This is a genomic window from Nocardioides pacificus (genome assembly GCF_054775955.1).
This window is the reverse complement of sequence record NZ_BAAHCI010000005.1, coordinates 1,627,537-1,645,249: the sequence shown is the minus strand read 5'-3', so window position 1 is coordinate 1,645,249 and position 17,713 is coordinate 1,627,537. Positions and strand designations below refer to the sequence as shown.

Genomic DNA, 17,713 nt, shown 5'->3' with positions numbered 1-17,713 from the left:
CCGTGGCTGCCATCCAGCTCAAGAACATCGTGAAGAAGTACGGCGACGGCTTCCCGGCGGTCAACGACGTCTCCATCGACATCGCGGACGGGGAGTTCGTGATCCTGGTCGGGCCCTCCGGCTGCGGCAAGTCGACCCTGCTGCGGATGATCGTGGGTCTGGAGGACATCACCTCCGGCGACATGATGATCGGCGAGCGCCGGGTCAACGACCTGGCCCCGCGCGAGCGGAACCTGTCGATGGTGTTCCAGAACTACGCGCTGTATCCCCACCTGACCGTCTACGAGAACATCGCGTTCCCGTTGCGGCTGGCCAAGGCCGACAACGCCACGGTCGACGCGAAGGTGCGCGAGGCCTCCAAGACCCTCGAGCTCGACGAGCACCTCGACCGCAAGCCCGGCAACCTGTCGGGTGGTCAGCGTCAGCGGGTGGCGATGGGCCGCGCGATCGTGCGCGACGCGGACGCGTTCCTCTTCGACGAGCCGCTCTCCAACCTCGACGCCAAGCTGCGTGGCCAGATGCGCACCGAGATCTCCCGGCTGCAGAAGAAGCTCGGCATCACCACGGTCTACGTCACCCACGATCAGACCGAGGCGATGACGTTGGGCGACCGCGTCGCCGTCCTCAAGCGAGGGCTGCTCCAGCAGCTCGCGTCACCGCGCGAGCTCTACAACAACCCGGGCAACCTGTTCGTGGCCGGCTTCATCGGCTCCCCGCCGATGAACTTCCTGCCGGCCACGGTCGACGGCACCACCGTCGAGCTGCCGTTCGGCAAGGTGGAGATCCCGGCCGACAAGGCCGAGCGTGTGAAGGGCCGCGGGCTGCTCATCGCCGGCATCCGCCCCGAGCACTTCAACGACGCCTCGGTCGTCGATCCCGAGAAGACGCGCGGCTCGACGTTCCGCGCCAAGGTCGAGGTCGTCGAGTGGCTCGGCAACGAGGCCTACGCCTACGTGCCGTTCGAGGCACCGCCGGAGGTGCAGTCCCAGCTCGAGCAGCTCGAGCGCGACCTCGACGGTGAGTCCCTGCGCACCCAGATGGTGGTCTCGCTCGACGGGTCCAGCACGATCGCGGAGGGCGACGACGCCGAGATCTGGGTCGACTCCTCCAAGATGCACCTGTTCGATCCCGAGACCGGCGAGAACCTCACCATCGATCTCGCCCACGCCGGTCACGTCCCGTCGTACGACGCGGACGGCAACGCGCGGGAGAACATCGCCCAGCAGCACGAGCGCGAGCAGAAGATCGCCGCCGAGCAGACGGCCCAGGAGGACCCCGCCTCCTGACCCCAGCCGAGTCGGCGCATCTTCACAGCCCAGTCGGCGCACTTTCACAGGCCAGTCGGCGTGAATTCACGCCGACTCGGCGGTGAACTTGCGCCGACTGGGCTGTTTCAGGACTTGCGCAGGCGCTTGGGCCGGGGCTCGCCGGGCATCCGCTTGCGCGTCACCGTCACGCCGGCCATCAGGGCGATGCCGCGGACGCGCACCAGCGGGGACCCGGGACCGATCTCGGGGGCGACCTTGTCGCGCGCCATCTCGAAGCCGCCCATGATGCCGTGGCCCTCGATCGAGACGCGGGTCCACTGGTTGACGACGACGTCGATGCCGCCCATCACCGCGTTGGCGTTGATCACGATCTCCATGCTGGAGAAGCGCGCCTGCCGCAGGTCGAGGGTGATCCCGCCCATCAGCGTGAACGCGTTGTGGGTCGGGCCGATCTCCCAGGGGCCCTTGCGATCCTGGCCGCTCAGGATCGCCAGGCTGGCGTCGTGGCGCGGGAGGAAGCCGCCGGCGGGGCCGGGCACCACCGGACCGGGCATCAGGGGACCGGGCGCCTGGCCGACGACCGGCACGCCGCCCTGCTGGACGGGGGCCGGCAGCTGGCCGGGCAGGTCGGCGACGATCGGGACGAGGTCGGCGTAGACCTTCGCGCCGTACGTCGCCCCGAGCCGCTCGTCCAGCTCGTCGAGATCGAGGCGTCCCTCCCCCGCGGCCTCACGCAGGAACTCGGCCACCTGGTGCCGGTCGGCATCCGAGATCCTCAGCTGCGCCGGATCGTTGGCCCACGGCCCTGGTCCCTCCATGCCGCCAGCCTATCGACCCGGGGCAGCGCGTGGCCTCCACCTGGGGCTACTGCGCGGCCTCGACATAGACGGTGCCGCCCAGCTCGACGAACTCGGCCGACTTGCGGTCCATCTCCTCGCGGGCCCGGAACTGCTCGCGCACGTCGTGGCTGATCCTCATGGAGCAGAACTTCGGCCCGCACATCGAGCAGAAGTGCGCAGTCTTGGCCGCCGGCGCCGGCAGCGTCTCGTCGTGGAACTCCTCGGCCGTCTGCGGGTCGAGCGCCAGCACGAACTGGTCGTGCCAACGGAACTCGAAGCGGGCCCGGCTCAGCGCGTCGTCCCACTCCCGCGCCCGCGGGTGTCCCTTGGCGACGTCCGCGGCATGCGCGGCGAGCTTGTAGGTGATCACGCCGGTCTTCACGTCGTCGCGATTCGGCAGGCCGAGGTGCTCCTTGGGCGTGACGTAGCAGAGCATCGCGGTGCCGTGCATGGCGATCGCCGCGGCCCCGATCGCGGACGTGATGTGGTCGTAGCCCGGCGCGACGTCGGTGGCCAGCGGGCCGAGGGTGTAGAACGGCGCGCCGTGGCACCAGTCCTGCTGGAGCCGGACGTTCTCCTCCACCAGGTGCAGCGGCACGTGGCCGGGACCCTCGACCATCACCTGGACGTCGTGGGCCCAGGCGCGCTCGGTGAGGTCGGCGAGCGTGCGCAGCTCGGCGAGCTGGGCCTCGTCGTTGGCGTCGGCGAGCGACCCGGGCCGCAGGCCGTCGCCCAGGCTGACGCTCACGTCGTACGACGCGAGCAACGCGCAGAGCTCGTCGAAACGCGTGTAGAGGAAGTTCTCCTCGTGGTGGGCCAGGCACCAGCCGGCCATGATCGCGCCGCCGCGCGAGACGATGCCGGTGACCCGCTCGACGGTCAGCGGGACGTGGCGCAGCAGCACGCCGGCGTGGATCGTCATGTAGTCGACGCCCTGCTCGCACTGCTCGATCACCGTCTCGCGGAAGACCTCCCAGCTGAGGCGCTCGGCGACGCCGTCCACCTTCTCCAGCGCCTGGTAGATCGGCACCGTCCCGATCGGGACGGGTGAGTTGCGCAGGATGCCCTCGCGGGTGGCGTGGATGTCGTCGCCGGTGCTGAGGTCCATCACGGTGTCGGCGCCCCACGTCACCGCCCAGGTGAGCTTGTCGACCTCCTCGGCGATGCTGCTGGTGACCGCGGAGTTGCCGATGTTGGCGTTGATCTTCACCAGGAAGCGTCGCCCGATCACCATCGGCTCCGACTCGGGGTGGTTGACGCAGGCCGGGATGATCGCGCGGCCCGCCGCGACCTCGCTGCGCACCAGCTCGACGTCGCAGCCCTCGCGCGCCGCGGCGTACTCCATCTCGGGCGTGACGATCCCCTGACGGGCGTAGTGCATCTGCGTGACGGTGCGCCCGGCCGCGGCGCGGCGGGCACCGGACGGCCCCGCCTCGGTGTCGCCGCGCTCCTCGATCCACGCGGCACGCAGGGCAGGCAGCCCCACCGCCGGATCGGAGCCGGGCCCGGAGGTGCAGTAGCGGTCGAAGGTCTCGCCGTTGGTCAGCGCGACGCGCGTGACGGGTACGGCGAGGTCCGGGCGCGATCCGGGGGCGGGCACGAGCACGCGGGAGTGGGCGGGGTGGACGGTCATCGGGTCTCCTGGGGGTGGCTGCCGGGATGGGTGGCGAGGTGGGCGCCGACATGGGCGACCGGGCCGCGGCCGCGACCCAGCGTCCAGCCGCGGCTGATCCGCAGCTGGTGAGCGGTGTACGCCGCGGCGCGGCGCGCGGCCGGGAGCAGCGTCATCCCCCGGCCGAGGTGGACGGCGAGGGCGGCGCTGAAGGTGCAGCCGGTGCCATGGTCGTTGCCGGTGGCGACGGCCGGATGGGTCAGCGCCACCGGGTCCTCGCCGGGGCAGGCGACCCAGTCGGTGCAGGTGCTGGGGGCGGCACCGGGCGCCGGGCCGCCGGTCAGCACCACGTGGGGGCCGAGGCGGGCCAGCGCGGCCGCCAGGTCGCGCGGACACGCGTCCGGCGCCGCACCGAGCAGCGACCGCGCCTCGTCGGCGTTGGGCGTCACCACCCCCGCGACCGGGAGCAGGTCCTCGACGTAGGCGCGGACCACGGCCGCGTCGCCGAGCACGGCTCCACTGGTCGCGACCAGGACGGGGTCGACCACGAGGGGACGCGCCCCCATGTCCGGGCCTCCCCCCAGCCGGCGCGCCACCAGCCGGACCACCTCGGCGTCGCCGAGCATCCCGGTCTTGACCGCCGCGACCGGCAGGTCGCCCAGCACCGCGTCGAGCTGGCGGGAGACGACCTCGAGCGGCACCGGGTGAACGGCGTGCACGCCGGTGGTGTCCTGCGCGGTGACCGCGGTGACCACGCAGCAGCCGTGGGCGCCGAGACCGGCGAACGTCGCGAGGTCGGCCGCGACGCCCGCGGCCCCACCGGAGTCGGTGCCGGCGACGGTCAGCAGGACGTCGGGGTTCACCGCGCCACCTCGCACCCGTCGGTCCGGTGTCCGACCTCGGCTGTCGTCGCGGCGAGCAGCGCCCGGACCACGGCGGCCGGGTCGGCGGCGCCCATCACGGCTCCCATCACGGCCACGCCGTGCGCTCTGGCCGCCAGGGCGGCGCCGGCGTTGTCCGGCGTGATCCCGCCCAGCGCCCAGACGGGGACGCCGGCCGATCGGCTCGCGGAGAACGCCGACGCGTCGAGCGCGGGACCGTAGCCCGGCTTGCTCGCCGTCGCGGCGTACGGCGAGAGCGTGGCCCACGCGGCCCCCTGCGCCGCGGCGCGTCGTACCTCCTCGACGCTGTGGCACGACCTCCCCCACCGGCCGTCCCAGCCGGCGGGCACGCTCTGGGCGGCGGCGAGGTGCAGCCCGGCCGCGGACGGGTCGACGATGCGCGAGGAGAGCACGCTCAGCCCGTCGACCGCGGCCAGCTGCGCGACCAGCGCGACGCGGGCCCCCGCCGGGAGGTCGTGCTCGCGGACGATCACGTGGGTCAGCCCGGCGTCGGCGCACTCGCGCACCGTGCGCAGCAGCCCTCGGCCGAGGTGGAGGCGGGAGCGGTCGGTGAGCAGCACCAGCCGAGCCGCGGCGAGCGGCGTCATCGGACCCGTCCCTGCATCGGGCTGGAGGCCCGCGCCACCGTGCGCCGCGGGATCCGACCGGCCTCGCGAGCGGCCCGACCCGCCTCGACCGCCAGCCGCAGCGCACCGGCCATCCGCACGGGATCCTCGGCGCGGGTAACCGCGGAGGCGGCCAGCACGGCCGAGCAGCCCAGCTCCATCGCGAGCGTCGCGTCGCTCGCCGTGCCGACACCGGCGTCGAGGACCACCGGCACGTCGACCGCGGCGACCACCGACTCCAGGGCGTGCGGGTCGAGGATCCCGAGTCCGGAGCCGATCGGCGAGCCCAGCGGCATCACCGCGGCGCAGCCCACGTCGGCGAGCCGGCGGGCCAGGACCGGGTCGGGCGTCGTGTAGGGCAGCACCACGAACCCGCCGCGCACCAGCGTCTCGGCCGCGTCGAGCAGCTCGACGGCGTCGGGCAGGAGACTGGTCTCGTCGCCGATCACCTCGAGCTTGACCCAGTCGGTCTCCAGCGCCTCGCGGGCCAGCTCCGCGGTGAGCACGGCCTCGCGGGCGCTCAGGCAGCCGGCGGTGTTGGGCAGCACGCGCACACCGGCCCGCCGCAGGGTGGCGAGCAGCCCGCTCTCGCCGGTCCCCGAGACGCGCCGTACCGACACCGTCACCAGGGCCGGACGGGCGGCCTCGAGCACCGGCTCGAGGAGCGCCGGACTCGGCAGGCCGCCGGTGCCGAGGAAGAGCCGGGAGCCCATCGTCTCCCCCGCGATCACGAGGCTCATCCGCCCTGCACCGCCGTCACGATCTCGACCCGGTCGCCGTCGACGAGGACGTGCGTGGCGTGCTGCCCGCGGGGCACGACCGCATCGTTGACGGCGACCGCCAGGCCGCGGCTCTCCCGCCCGGCCAGGATGTCGGCGATCGACCAGGCGTCGGGCAGGTCGAAGGGCAGGCCGTTCAGGGTGATGGTCATCGAGGGCTCCCTGAGGTGGAGGGACAGGCAGGAAGGTGGCCGGAGACGAGCGCGGGGCGGCGCGGGTCCGTGAGCGGCTCGACGGCCCCGGTCTCGAGGTGGTCGGCGACCAGGCGGGCGGTGAGCGGCGCGAGCAGCACGCCGTGGCGGAAGTGGCCGGCGGCCAGCACGACGCCCGCGACGTCCGAGGGACCGACGAGCGGCAGGTTGTCGGCGGTGCCGGGCCGGTCGCGGGCGATCGCCTCGACCAGCTCGGCCCGCTCGAGACCGGGCAGCAGCGTCCGCGCCGCCTCGAGGAGCCGGGCGACTCCGCCCAGCGTGGGGACCGGCGGTGCGTCGTGCTCCTCGGAGGTGGCGCCGACGACGACCTCGCCGGTGCGCCGCGGTACGGCGTAGACGGGCTCGCCGTGCACCCAGCCCCGCACCGTGCACGTCGGCGGGTCGTCGCTGCGCACCCGGACGATCTCCCCGCGGACACCCCGGACGAGGTGGGCGAACGGCGCGGGCAGGCTCGAGCCGGTCGCGAGGACGGTGACCTCGGCGCCCTCGTGGGGAGGCCCCGTCTGCACGGGCACCCGCGCCAGCAGCGCGGCCACGACCGCCCGGGGGTCCACGCTGGGGTCCTCGGGGAGCAGCAGTCCCCCGCCCACCCGTGGCCCCAGCCCGGGCTCGAGGCGGCGGGCCTCACGACGCCCCAGCCGGTGCACGGCGATGCCGTGCCGCGCGAGGAGCTCGCCCTGGCGATCGACCTGCTGGAGGTCGCCGGCGTCGCAGCCGGCGAGCAGCGTGCCGGTGCGCGTCAGCTCGACGCCCAGCCGTGCGGCGTACTCCGGCCAGAGCGCGAGGCCGCGCCGCCCGACGTCGAGCACCCCCTCCTCGCCCCACCACGCCTCCGCGGCGGGGGTGAGCATCCCGGCGGCGGCGTGCGACGCGCCCCGGCCGGGAGCAGGGTCGACGACCGTGACCCGGTGGCCGCGCCGCACCAGCTCGTCCGCGCAGGCCAGCCCGATGATCCCGGCCCCGAGGACCTGGACGCGCATCAGCCGACGGCGGAGACGAGGTCCCTGGCTGCGGCGAGAGGGTCGGGTTGTCGCCAGATAGCGCCGATCACGGCCACGCCGTGGGCGCCCGCGGCCATCACCTGGGCGGCGTTGCCCGCGTCGACCCCGCCGATGCCGATCAGGGGCAGCTGCCCGGCGGCTGCGCCCAGTCGGTCGGGACCCAGGGGTGCGGGGAGGCCCTGCTTCGAGGTGGTCGCGAAGACGGGCCCGAACCCGGCGTAGTCGGCGCCGGCCAGCCGTGCCTCGTGCACCTGGGACGCGTCGCGACAGGTCCCCCCGACGACCAGTGCGGGGGCGATCCGGCGGACCACGCTCACCGGCAGGTCGAGGGCCCCCAGGTGTACCCCGTCGGCCTCCCCGGCGAGCGCCACGTCCACGCGGTCGTTGACCACGACCTGGGCGCCGGCTGGGCGCACGGCGCGCACGACCAGACGCACGAGCGTGAGCAGGTCGGCGTCGCGGAGCCCCTTGGCGCGGATCTGGAACCCGTCCACGCCGGCGGCGGCCAGGTCGGGCAGCAGGGACAGATCGTCGTGGGGGGCGACCAGACAGAAGACACGTGGCAACACAGGAGAGCTCCTCGCTTCCTTCGCCGGCATTACCCGGTTCAGGTTCGACGGTCAGGGCGGCCATAGCCCCATCTCAGCCCGCTGCCGCGAGCACCCGTGGTGGATGCCGCCGACCATAGCGCAGCCCCGGCGGGCGCGACAGGCCGGTCGGTTTCCCCGGTCGACCGGGGAAACCTGATGTTGTCGGGCGAAGTTTCGCCCGACATGTTCAGCGATCCCCGGTCGACCGGGGAAACCTGCAGCGCCCCACCCCAGCCCGGCGAGGGAGCAGCCCCCGACCGGGAGTAATCTGACGATCCGTGAGCACTGCTGCCGCTTCCGGCCCCGAGTTCCGCTACTCCGACCTCCTGCCCCTCGGTCAGGACGAGACGCCCTACCGGCTCGTCACCACCGACGGGGTCTCCACCTTCGAGGTGGGCGGACGGACGTTCCTGCAGGTGGAGCCGGAGGCGATCCAACGGCTCACCTCCGAGGCGATGCACGACATCGCCCACTACCTGCGCCCGGCGCACCTGGCGCAGCTGCGCCGGATCATCGACGACCCGGAGTCGTCGGGCAACGACCGCTTCGTGGCGCTCGACCTGCTCAAGAACGTCAACATCTCCGCCGGCGGCGTGCTGCCGATGTGCCAGGACACCGGCACCGCGATCGTGATGGGCAAGAAGTCCGAGGGCGTGCTGACCGACGCCGACGACGGCGAGGCGATCAGCCAGGGCGTCTACGACGCCTACACCAAGCTGAACCTGCGCTACTCGCAGCTCGCCCCGCTCACGACGTACGACGAGAAGAACACGGGCACCAACCTGCCGGCCCAGATCGAGATCTACTCGACGCCGCAGACGTCCGGGAAGCCGGAGTACAAGTTCCTGTTCATGGCCAAGGGCGGCGGCTCGGCCAACAAGTCGTTCCTCTTCCAGGAGACCAAGGCGATCCTCAACCCGGATCGGATGTTGAGCTTCCTCGACGAGAAGATCCGCTCCCTGGGCACCGCGGCCTGCCCGCCGTACCACCTCGCCGTGGTCATCGGCGGCACGTCGGCGGAGTTCGCGCTGAAGACCGCGAAGTACGCCTCCGCGCACTACCTCGACAACCTGCCCACCGAGGGCTCGATGGACGCGCACGGCTTCCGCGACCTCGAGCTGGAGGAGCAGGTCTTCAAGCTCACCCAGTCGTTCGGGATCGGCGCGCAGTTCGGCGGGAAGTACTTCTGCCACGACGTGCGCGTGGTCCGCCTCCCCCGCCACGGCGCGTCCTGCCCGGTCGCGATCGCGGTGTCCTGCTCGGCCGACCGCCAGGCGCTGGGAAAGATCACGCCCGAGGGCGTCTTCCTGGAGCAGCTCGAGACCGACCCCGCGCACTACATGCCCGAGGCGGGCGTCGCCGAGGACATCTCCGGCGGCGCGGTGGTCCCGATCAACCTCAACCAGCCGATGAGCGAGATCCTCGCCGAGCTGCGCAAGCACCCGGTCAAGACCCGCCTGTCACTGACCGGCCCGCTCGTGGTGGCGCGCGACATCGCGCACGCCAAGATCAAGGAGCGCCTCGATGCCGGCGAGGAGATGCCGGCCTACCTCAAGGACCACCCGGTCTACTACGCCGGACCCGCCAAGACCCCCGCGGGGATGGCGTCGGGCTCGTTCGGCCCGACCACGGCCGGGCGGATGGACTCCTACGTCGAGCAGTTCCAGGCTGCTGGCGGCTCGATGGTGATGCTCGCCAAGGGCAACCGCTCCAAGGTCGTCACCGAGGCGTGCCACACGCACGGCGGCTTCTACCTCGGCTCGATCGGCGGGCCGGCCGCCCGCCTGGCCCAGGACTGCATCAAGAGCCAGGAGGTGCTGGAGTACGCCGAGCTCGGCATGGAGGCGGTCTGGAAGATCGAGGTCGAGGACTTCCCCGCGTTCATCGTCGTGGACGACAAGGGCAACGACTTCTTCACCGACCCCTCCGGCACCGTCACGGTGCCGGTCACCGGGCTGCGGGTGCGCTCAGCCGAGAAGTAGGCCCTGACGCACGACGGGTCGTGTGCCCCACAGCGCGCCTCGGCGCGGCGGCAGGCACACGACCCGTCGTCGTGTGGCGGTGCGGCTCAGCTGCCCTGCACGTCCGACTTCACGCTGTCGGCGGAGGAGGCGCCCTCCTCCTGCACGCGCTGGGCGGACTCCTGGGCGGTGTCCTTGACCTCCTGGGCCGCGTCGGCCGCGACGCCCTTGAGCTGCTCGCCCACCTCGGCACCCACCGACTTCGCCTCGTCGACCAGCGGCTGCGCCTGCTTGACGAGCCGCTGGGCGGCCTGGGCCTCCTTGTCACTGGCGGGCAGCAGGGCGGAGAGCAGCATCCCGGCGCCGAAGGCGACCAGGCCGGCTGCCAACGGGCTGCCCTCGAACTGCTCCTCCGCGGCGCCCATCGCGTCCTGGGCAGAGCCCTTCACGCTCTCGGCCGTGCCGCGCACGTTGTCGCTCGCGCCGGAGGCGGAGGAGCCGGCGCTGCTGCGCGCACTCTGGGCGGTGCCCATCAGCCGGCCCTTCACCGAGGCGACGCGGCCCCGCGCAGCGGCCTTGCGGCGCTCCACGATGGCGGCCGGGCTGACCCGGTCCTGCAGCGCGTCGAGGTCGGCGGCCAGGGACTCCCTGGTCCCGGCGATGTCCTGGTTCAGCTCTTCTGTGCTCGTGCCCATTGCGCGTCCTCCTTCAGGCTCTGCTGCGTCTCCGGCAGCTGCGGGTTGCTCTCCTGGAGTGCCTTCTTGCCGGTCAGTGCGAGGACCGCGGCGACGATGCCCCACACCACGGTGACGATGAGGGCCGCCACCTCGAGAGGCATCCAGTTGTCGAGCAGGAACATCAGGGTCAGGGTGAGGGAGATCAGCAGGAGGTGGCCGGCGATACCGGCCCCGCCGAGCAGACCGGCACCCTTGCCGGCCTTGCTGAACTCCTCCTTCATCTCGGTCTTCGCCAGCTCCATCTCCTGGCGGATGAGCGTCGTCAGGTCGTCGGTGACGTCGCTGACGATCTCGCCGAGACTGCGGCTGTCACCGGTGCCGCGAGGCTCCGACTCGGTGGTATAGGCGGGGGTCGTCACCTCGACGTGACCACCCGGGTTCGTCGGTGTGCTCACGACCGGGTCCCCCCGCTCAGCCCCTCGTCGGCGGGCGGCGCGGCGATCTCGCTCTGGCCGTACGACGGCGTGGTCGCGGTCGAACCGGTGGTGTCGGGGCGTGTCGGCCCGCCGTACAGCGACGTGCCGGTCTCCGGAGCGCCCGTGGTGGGCTCACCCATGGGTCCGCCACCGCTCAGCGGGTCGCCGGCGACGTCGGTCCCGGCGGGCTCCATCGTCTGGTAGCCGTGGGTGGCAGGGGCGGCCAGCGGAGCGCCGGGCGTCGCGGCGACGGCGCTGACAGAGCCCGACTGGGTGACCCCTGAGGCGGAGGGTCCGGAGTCCTGCGCCGCCTTGGCGCCGCGTACGACGCGCCCGGCGACCACGCCGGCCGCGAGCGCGCCCAGCAGGAAGGTGCCCGGGCGGCGCCGCGCGAAGCTGCGCACGTCGTCAAGGATCTCGTTGGGCTCACGGCCGTCCAGGCGAGCGCTGATCGCCCGCGCCCGCTGCGCGATCTCGCGGGCCAGGTCGTTGGCGAGACCGCTGCTGCCGGCCTGCGTGGCCATCTGCTCCAGGTCGTCGCTCAGGCTCTGCAGCATCCCGACGGCGCGGTCGCGCTGGGTGCGCGACTGCTCGTCGACCTGGGAGAGGGCCTGGTCGACGAGGCCGCGGGCCTGGTTGACCGCCTCGGCGGCGACGTTCTGCGCCTCGTCCTTCGCGACGCCGGCGACGTGCTTGCCTTCGTCGGCCGCCGTGGACGCGGCGTCCTGCGCTCGTTCCTTGGTGCTCGGGGTGGTCGTCATCGTTCCTCCATGTCTGAGATGGCGTGCCTCATCGCCTGCGCAGCACGGGGGGCTGCGCAGGAGTCGAGCCGCGTTGAGGTTCGGCTGAGGTCAGTCCGTCGAGGACTGGTCGCCCGGGCGCGGACGCCCGTGCTCGGGGTGCGCCTGCGGACCCGCCGTCCCCTCCTGGGGGCGTTGCGACTCGAGGTCCGTCGGGAAGCCGGCCGTGGCATCCTCCGGGTAGATCGGGTCGTCGGCGTCCTCGACCGCGCCAAGGGCGGACACCTCGGAGACCTGCTTGCCGGAATTGTCGTCCTGCGAGCTCATGGTTGCTCCCTCCGTCGGTGGCGTGGCGGCTGGTACCCGCTGACCGCCGACGTCATGCGGGCCTCGTCGACGCATGCAGCAAGATGGACCCGTGGAACACGTCGAGATCGCCCGGGCCGAGTCCGAACGCGGGGAGCTGGTGCTGCGCGAGCGCCGCGCCCCCGGCGCCCCGGCGGTCCTGGAGCTGCGCGCCAACGGGATCTTCGTGATGGACACCGTGGAGACCACGAGCGAACGCGCCCTGGCCACCGCGGCACTCGAGCTCGCCGAGCAGGCCTCCACGGTGCTCGTCGGTGGCCTGGGGCTCGGTTTCACCATGCACGAGGTCCTCGCCGACAACCGGGTGGAGCGGTGCACGGTCGTGGAGATCGAGCCGGCGCTGGTCGAGTGGATGCGCGACGGGACCATCCCCCATGGCCCCGCTCTGCTGGCCGACGAGCGGATCAGGCTGGTGGTGGGCGACGTCGCCCTGGCCCTCGTCGAGGCCGGTGACGCGGCGTACGACCTGGTGCTGCTCGACGTCGACAATGGGCCCGACTACCTCGTGCACGAGACCAACGCGATCATCTACGAGCCTCCGCTTCTGGCGGCGGCTCGCCGGGCGGTGCGCCCCGGCGGGACCCTCGTCATCTGGTCGGCCTCGCCCTCGGACGACCTGGAGGCGGCCCTGCACAAGGTGTTCGGGAACGCCGAGGCACGCGGGTACGACGTGCAGCTCCAGGGCCGCGAGGAGACCTACTGGCTGTACGTCGCTCGCGCGTGAGGACCAGCCCACGGACGTCGTGAGGTCTCGGCGCTGGTGGGTACCGTCGAGGCCATGAGCGATCTGAGCGAGTCCAGCGACCTGAACCAGGCCGAGCACCGCATCGAGCACGACTCCATGGGCGCGGTCCGCGTCCCGAAGGACGCGCTGTGGCGGGCCCAGACGCAGCGCGCGATCGAGAACTTCCCGATCAGCGGCACCACCCTCGAGTCCCGCCACGTGCAGGCGATGGCCCGGGTCAAGTCGGCGGCCGCCGCGGTCAACGCCGAGCTCGGCGTGATCACCGAGGAGCAGGCCGGCGCGATCCGCTCCGCCGCCGCCGAGGTCATCGAGGGACGTCACGACGCGCACTTCCCGCTCGACGTCTTCCAGACCGGGTCGGGCACCAGCTCCAACATGAACATGAACGAGGTGCTGGCCTCGCTGGCCGCGCGCGCCGGCGTCGACGTGCACCCCAACGACCACGTCAACGCGAGCCAGTCCTCCAACGACACGTTCCCCACCTCGATCCACGTCGCGGCCGCGCTGGCCGTCGCCGAGGACCTGCAGCCGGCGCTGGCCACGCTCGCCGCGAGCCTCGAGGCGAAGGCGGAGGAGTTCTCCGGCCTGGTGAAGTCGGGGCGCACGCACCTGATGGACGCGACGCCGGTGATGCTCGGCCAGGAGTTCGGAGGCTACGCCGCCACCCTGCGCTACGCGGCCGAGCGGCTCGACGCCGTACTCCCCCGGGTGCGCGAGCTGCCCCTGGGCGGCACCGCGGTGGGCACCGGCATCAACACCCCGCCCGGCTTCGCGGCCCGGGTGATCGAGGTCGTCTCCGCCGAGTCCGGCCAGGAGTTCAGCGAGGCGCGCAACCACTTCGAGGCCCAGGGCGCACGCGACTCACTCGTCGAGCTCAGCGGCGTACTGCGCACGATCGCGGTCGGCATCACCAAGATCTGCAACGACCTGCGCTGGATGTCGAGCGGCCCCACCACCGGCCTCGCGGAGATCCACCTGCCCGACCTGCAGCCCGGGTCGAGCATCATGCCCGGCAAGGTCAACCCGGTGCTGCCGGAGGCGACGCTGATGGTGTGCGCCCAGGTGATCGGCAACGACGCGACCGTCGCCCACGCCGGGGCCAGCGGCAGCTTCGAGCTCAACGTGATGATGCCGGTGATGGCGCGCAACCTGCTCGAGTCGATCCGGCTGCTGTCGACCTCCTCGGTGCTGCTCGCCGAGCGCTGCGTCGACGGCATCACCGCCGACGCCGAGCGGATGCGCCGCTATGCCGAGTCGTCGCCCTCGATCGTGACGCCACTGAACAAGCACATCGGCTATGAGAACGCGGCCAAGGTCGCCAAGAAGGCGATGGCCGACGGTGCGACCATCCGCGAGACCATCATCGCGATGGGCTTCCTCGAGCGCGGCGAGCTCACCGAGGAGCAGCTCGACGCCGGTCTCGACGTGGAGTCGATGACGCACCCCTGAGCCGGGGCGCCCGCGGCGCGTCGTACTGACCACACGAAACGGTCACTTCCCACACGAACCTTCACGTGGGAGGTGACCGTTTCACGAGTTAACTCGTGAAACGGTCAGGAGCACGCCACCTCAGTACCAGTTGTTGGCCTGCTTGAACGACCAGGCGCTGCACGGGGTGCCGTAGACGTCGGCGATGTAGCCGAGGCCCCAGCGGATCTGGGTGACGGGGTTGGTGGCCCAGTCGGCACCGGCCGAGGCCATCTTCTCGCCGGGGAGCGCCTGCGGGATGCCGTAGGCCGAGCTCGTCGGGTTGTCGGCGTCGACGCGCCAGTTGCTCTCGCTGACGTAGAGCGAGTCGAGGCACTGGAACTGGTCGGGACCGAAGCCGTACTCCCCGAGGAGTGCGCGCCCGATGTCGCGCGGGTCGTCGTCGGCCAGGGTCTCGGCGCCGGTGATGGCCCGACCGCTTTCCTGGGTCAGCGCCGCCTCCTTGACCGGGTCCGCGCTGTCGCGGCGGTCGGAGCGGGTCGCGACCTCACGATCGGCGAGCTCGGCCTCGCTCAGCTCGTCCACCGGGACGTCCGGGAGCGCGGCGGCGGCCACGGTGGTCTCCTCGGTGGCGGAGCTCCCGTCGAGGACCCCGCCCGCGATCGACACTCCGGTGGCGGCAACCGCCACCGTCGACAGGAGCAGTGAGTTGCGCAGGACGAGCTTGGGAGTCTGTCCGATCGGCGGCCGGGCGGGCGCCTGGCGGTGCTTCGGGACGTACTTCTCGGGCTTGGTCACAGGTAGGTGCTCACGGGGGTAGGCAGCAGGAGAACGGCCGGGGGCTGGCTCCCGACCACAGGCCACCTTGCATGGTTCGGCAGATGTCTGCAAACCGAACCGCACGAATCCAGCCGATGAAGTTCCCCACATCCGGCCTCTGTCGTCACAGGGGTCACCACACGTCACACCGGCCCCGAGCCGGAGCCTGGGGCCGGTGTGGGCGGCCTCACCGAGAGGTCGCCGTACGACGCGTCAGAGCGTGACGTTCTCGAGCATCTCGGTCACCAGGGCGGCAATCGGCGATCGCTCCGAGCGGGTGAGCGTGACGTGGGCGAAGAGCGGGTGCCCCTTCAGCTTCTCCACCACCGCGACCACCCCGTCGTGACGGCCGACGCGGAGGTTGTCGCGCTGGGCCACGTCGTGGGTGAGCACCACCTTGGACCCGGCCCCGATCCGCGAGAGCACCGTAAGCAGCACGTTGCGCTCCAGGGACTGGGCCTCGTCGACGATCACGAACGCGTCGTGCAGCGAGCGACCGCGGATGTGGGTCAGCGGGAGCACCTCGAGCATGCCGCGCTCGAGGACCTCCTCGATCACCTCGCGCGAGGTGATGGCGCCCAGCGTGTCGAAGACCGCCTGTCCCCACGGCGACATCTTCTCCGACTCCGAGCCGGGCAGGTAGCCGAGCTCCTGGCCGCCGACCGCGAACAGCGGGCGGAAGACCACGACCTTCTTGTGCTGGCCGCGCTCGAGCACCGCCTCGAGCCCGGCGCACAGCGCCATCGCCGACTTGCCGGTGCCGGCCCGGCCGCCCAGGGAGACGATCCCGACCTCGGGGTCGAGCAGCATCTCCAGCGCGATCCGCTGCTCGGCCGAGCGCCCGTGCACGCCGAACGCCTCACGGTCGCCGCGGACCAGGTGCACCTGCTTGTCCGGACCGACCCGCCCCAGGGCGGTCCCCCGCTCGGAGAGCAGCACCAGCCCGGTGTGGCAGGGCAGCTCGCGGGCCGCGTCCAGGGCGAGCACCCCGTCGTCGTACAGCTCGTCGAGGTCGGCGGCCGCCAGCTCGAGCTCGGCCATGCCGGTGTAGCCCGTGTCGGACTCGTGGATCGCCTCGGCGCGGTACTCCTCCGCGTCGAGTCCGACCGCGGAGGCCTTGATCCGCAGTGGCAGGTCCTTGGAGACCAGCGTGACCGCGTGGCCCTCGTTGGCGAGGTTGCGGGCGACGGCGAGGATCCGGGTGTCGTTGTCCCCGAGGCGGAAGCCCGACGGCAGGGAGTCGGCGTCGGTGTGGTTGAGCTCGACGCGCAGGGAGCCGCCCGCCTCCCCGATCGGGACCGGCTGGTCGAGACGACCGTGCTGGATCCGCAGCTCGTCCAGCGCACGCAGCGCGGCGCGGGCGAAGAAGCCCAGCTCCGGGTGGTGGCGCTTGCCCTCCAGCTCCGTGATCACGACGACCGGCAGCACGACCTCGTGCTCGTCGAAGCGGCGCATCGCGCCGGGGTCGGCCAGCAGGACGCTGGTGTCGAGCACGTACGTGCGCGTGGTCGCCATGGTGTTACCCCTCACGGCCCGGCACGCGCACTCCTCGCCCCGGCCCTATCTCGTGCTGACGGACCGGGAGGATGCCCGCGGACCGGAGTGCCGGCCCCTCTGCGCACGCCAGCGGGACTGGCGCTCGCAGCAGTCGTGCTCGGACACGTTCGGGCCTTCCGGTGGCGGCGAGCTTCCCCACTCGCCGATGGCGTCGACGGTACGCCGCGAGACGTCGACGCAAGCGCGACACGCCCGTCTGCGGGGTGAATGCTGTGTTACGAGGTGATGTCGCTCTCCTTCGGGCCGACGAGAGTCGTCGCGAGGCCCGTCAGGAGCCGAAGCGGCGCTCGCGCTCGGCGTACGCCCGCAGGGCACGCAGGAAGTCCACGCGCCGGAAGTCCGGCCAGAAGGCCTCACAGAAGTAGAACTCCGACTTCGCGCTCTGCCAGAGCAGGAAGCCGCCGAGCCGCTGCTCGCCGGAGGTGCGGATCACCAGGTCGGGGTCGGGCTGGCCGCGCGTGTAGAGGTGGTCGGAGATGTCGTCGACGTCCAGGCTGTGGGCGACGTCCTCCAGCGAGGTGCCCTTCTCGGCGTGCTCCAGGAGCAGGGAGCGTACGGCGTCCGCGATCTCGCGCCGTCCGCCGTAGCCGACCGCGATGTTGACGAGCATGCCGTCGACGTCGCGGGTCTCCTCGGCCGCCTTCTTGAGCTTGGCCGCCGTCGCGGCCGGCAGCAGGTCCTGGGCCCCGACCGGGTTGAGCCGCCAGCGTCGCTCGTCGGCCAGCGAGGCGACCGCGTCCTCGATGATCGCCAGCAGCGGCTCCAGCTCGGAGGGGGCGCGGTTGAGGTTGTCGGTCGAGAGCAGCCACAGCGTGACGACCTCGATGCCGACCTCCTCGCTCCAGCACAGCAGGGGCTCGATGTTGGCCGCCCCCGCGCGGTGGCCGTGCGCGGTGTCGGCACCGACGGCCTTCGCCCAGCGGCGGTTGCCGTCGAGCATCACCCCGATGTGCTTGGGCAGCTTGTCGTGCGGCAGTCGGCGGACCATCCGTGCCTCGTAGGCCGGGTAGAGCACCCGTCGAAGCCCGCTCTTCCAGTCCGCCACCTGGCCGATGGTACCGGCGGGACTTCGGACTCATGACGCGAACACCGTGTGCCGAAGATGATTCGTGACCTGACTCGCACGTCGCGTTTGC

General features: G+C 72.3%; 19 protein-coding genes and 1 riboswitch. Of the genes, 4 read left to right on the top strand and 15 right to left on the bottom strand.

What is annotated here, in order from left to right:
* Nucleotides 1-2 precede the first annotated feature (2 nt).
* A complete protein-coding gene (locus tag ACYU7L_RS10535; protein WP_460795960.1) occupies nt 3-1,286 on the top strand; it encodes an ABC transporter ATP-binding protein in 1,284 nt (427 codons plus the stop codon).
* A 107-nt stretch (nt 1,287-1,393) separates the two neighbouring features.
* Here ACYU7L_RS10535 and ACYU7L_RS10530 read toward each other — a convergent pair whose 3' ends face one another.
* From ACYU7L_RS10530 to thiE, 8 genes are all read right to left on the bottom strand, one after another.
* Nucleotides 1,394-2,086 (bottom strand): DUF1707 SHOCT-like domain-containing protein, encoded by a 693-nt coding sequence (locus ACYU7L_RS10530; protein WP_460795958.1) that lies wholly within the window; start codon nt 2,084-2,086, stop codon nt 1,394-1,396.
* A gap of 46 nt (nt 2,087-2,132) precedes the next feature.
* On the bottom strand, nt 2,133-3,740 hold the full coding sequence (thiC, locus tag ACYU7L_RS10525; RefSeq protein WP_460795956.1) for a phosphomethylpyrimidine synthase ThiC: 1,608 nt from the start codon (nt 3,738-3,740) through the stop codon (nt 2,133-2,135).
* Nucleotides 3,737-4,582 carry a bifunctional hydroxymethylpyrimidine kinase/phosphomethylpyrimidine kinase gene (thiD, locus tag ACYU7L_RS10520; RefSeq protein WP_460795955.1) on the bottom strand — a complete coding sequence of 282 codons (846 nt, stop codon included), beginning with the start codon at nt 4,580-4,582 and terminating at the stop codon, nt 3,737-3,739. Before thiD ends, thiC begins: the two co-directional genes overlap by 4 nt.
* The gene (locus ACYU7L_RS10515; RefSeq protein WP_460795953.1) at nt 4,579-5,208 is read right to left on the bottom strand and encodes a thiamine phosphate synthase; all 630 of its coding nucleotides are present in this window, start codon (nt 5,206-5,208) and stop codon (nt 4,579-4,581) included. The genes thiD and ACYU7L_RS10515 overlap by 4 nt, the downstream gene beginning before the upstream one ends.
* On the bottom strand, nt 5,205-5,966 hold the full coding sequence (locus ACYU7L_RS10510; protein ID WP_460795949.1) for a thiazole synthase: 762 nt from the start codon (nt 5,964-5,966) through the stop codon (nt 5,205-5,207). Before ACYU7L_RS10510 ends, ACYU7L_RS10515 begins: the two co-directional genes overlap by 4 nt.
* Nucleotides 5,963-6,157, bottom strand: a complete 195-nt coding sequence (gene thiS / locus ACYU7L_RS10505; RefSeq protein ID WP_460795945.1) for a sulfur carrier protein ThiS — start codon at nt 6,155-6,157, stop codon at nt 5,963-5,965. The genes ACYU7L_RS10510 and thiS overlap by 4 nt, the downstream gene beginning before the upstream one ends.
* A complete protein-coding gene (locus tag ACYU7L_RS10500) occupies nt 6,154-7,197 on the bottom strand; it encodes an FAD-dependent oxidoreductase (protein WP_460795941.1) in 1,044 nt (347 codons plus the stop codon). Before ACYU7L_RS10500 ends, thiS begins: the two co-directional genes overlap by 4 nt.
* Entirely contained in the window at nt 7,197-7,787 is a 591-nt protein-coding gene (gene thiE / locus ACYU7L_RS10495) for a thiamine phosphate synthase (protein WP_460795939.1), read from the bottom strand. Before thiE ends, ACYU7L_RS10500 begins: the two co-directional genes overlap by 1 nt.
* Nucleotides 7,785-7,895, bottom strand: a riboswitch (TPP riboswitch). Its footprint overlaps the gene before it by 3 nt.
* A gap of 191 nt (nt 7,896-8,086) precedes the next feature.
* Here thiE and ACYU7L_RS10490 point away from each other — a divergent pair.
* Nucleotides 8,087-9,790, top strand: coding sequence for a fumarate hydratase (locus ACYU7L_RS10490; RefSeq protein WP_460795935.1), 1,704 nt, complete (start codon nt 8,087-8,089; stop codon nt 9,788-9,790).
* Nucleotides 9,791-9,876: 86 nt separating this feature from the next.
* On the opposite strand, the gene ACYU7L_RS10485 is transcribed toward ACYU7L_RS10490, so the two are convergent.
* From ACYU7L_RS10485 to ACYU7L_RS10470, 4 genes are all read right to left on the bottom strand, one after another.
* Complete coding sequence (locus ACYU7L_RS10485) at nt 9,877-10,464, bottom strand: DUF3618 domain-containing protein (RefSeq protein WP_460795933.1); 588 nt, start codon at nt 10,462-10,464, stop codon at nt 9,877-9,879.
* On the bottom strand, nt 10,440-10,901 hold the full coding sequence (locus ACYU7L_RS10480) for a phage holin family protein (RefSeq protein WP_460795930.1): 462 nt from the start codon (nt 10,899-10,901) through the stop codon (nt 10,440-10,442). The genes ACYU7L_RS10485 and ACYU7L_RS10480 overlap by 25 nt, the downstream gene beginning before the upstream one ends.
* The gene (locus tag ACYU7L_RS10475) at nt 10,898-11,683 is read right to left on the bottom strand and encodes a hypothetical protein (protein ID WP_460795927.1); all 786 of its coding nucleotides are present in this window, start codon (nt 11,681-11,683) and stop codon (nt 10,898-10,900) included. The genes ACYU7L_RS10480 and ACYU7L_RS10475 overlap by 4 nt, the downstream gene beginning before the upstream one ends.
* Before the next feature lie 90 nt (nt 11,684-11,773).
* Nucleotides 11,774-11,989, bottom strand: coding sequence for a hypothetical protein (locus ACYU7L_RS10470; protein ID WP_460795925.1), 216 nt, complete (start codon nt 11,987-11,989; stop codon nt 11,774-11,776).
* 91 nt (nt 11,990-12,080) lie between these two features.
* Here ACYU7L_RS10470 and ACYU7L_RS10465 point away from each other — a divergent pair, with 91 nt between their 5' ends.
* A complete protein-coding gene (locus ACYU7L_RS10465) occupies nt 12,081-12,752 on the top strand; it encodes a spermidine synthase (protein WP_460795923.1) in 672 nt (223 codons plus the stop codon).
* Nucleotides 12,753-12,806: 54 nt separating this feature from the next.
* Nucleotides 12,807-14,222, top strand: a complete 1,416-nt coding sequence (locus tag ACYU7L_RS10460) for a class II fumarate hydratase (RefSeq protein ID WP_460795920.1) — start codon at nt 12,807-12,809, stop codon at nt 14,220-14,222.
* Nucleotides 14,223-14,342: 120 nt separating this feature from the next.
* Here ACYU7L_RS10460 and ACYU7L_RS10455 read toward each other — a convergent pair whose 3' ends face one another.
* From ACYU7L_RS10455 to ACYU7L_RS10445, 3 genes are all read right to left on the bottom strand, one after another.
* Entirely contained in the window at nt 14,343-14,999 is a 657-nt protein-coding gene (locus tag ACYU7L_RS10455; protein ID WP_460795917.1) for an aggregation-promoting factor C-terminal-like domain-containing protein, read from the bottom strand.
* A 234-nt stretch (nt 15,000-15,233) separates the two neighbouring features.
* The gene (locus tag ACYU7L_RS10450) at nt 15,234-16,535 is read right to left on the bottom strand and encodes a PhoH family protein (RefSeq protein ID WP_460795915.1); all 1,302 of its coding nucleotides are present in this window, start codon (nt 16,533-16,535) and stop codon (nt 15,234-15,236) included.
* Between the two features lie 310 nt (nt 16,536-16,845).
* Nucleotides 16,846-17,622, bottom strand: a complete 777-nt coding sequence (locus ACYU7L_RS10445; protein ID WP_460795913.1) for an isoprenyl transferase — start codon at nt 17,620-17,622, stop codon at nt 16,846-16,848.
* Nucleotides 17,623-17,713 lie beyond the last annotated feature (91 nt).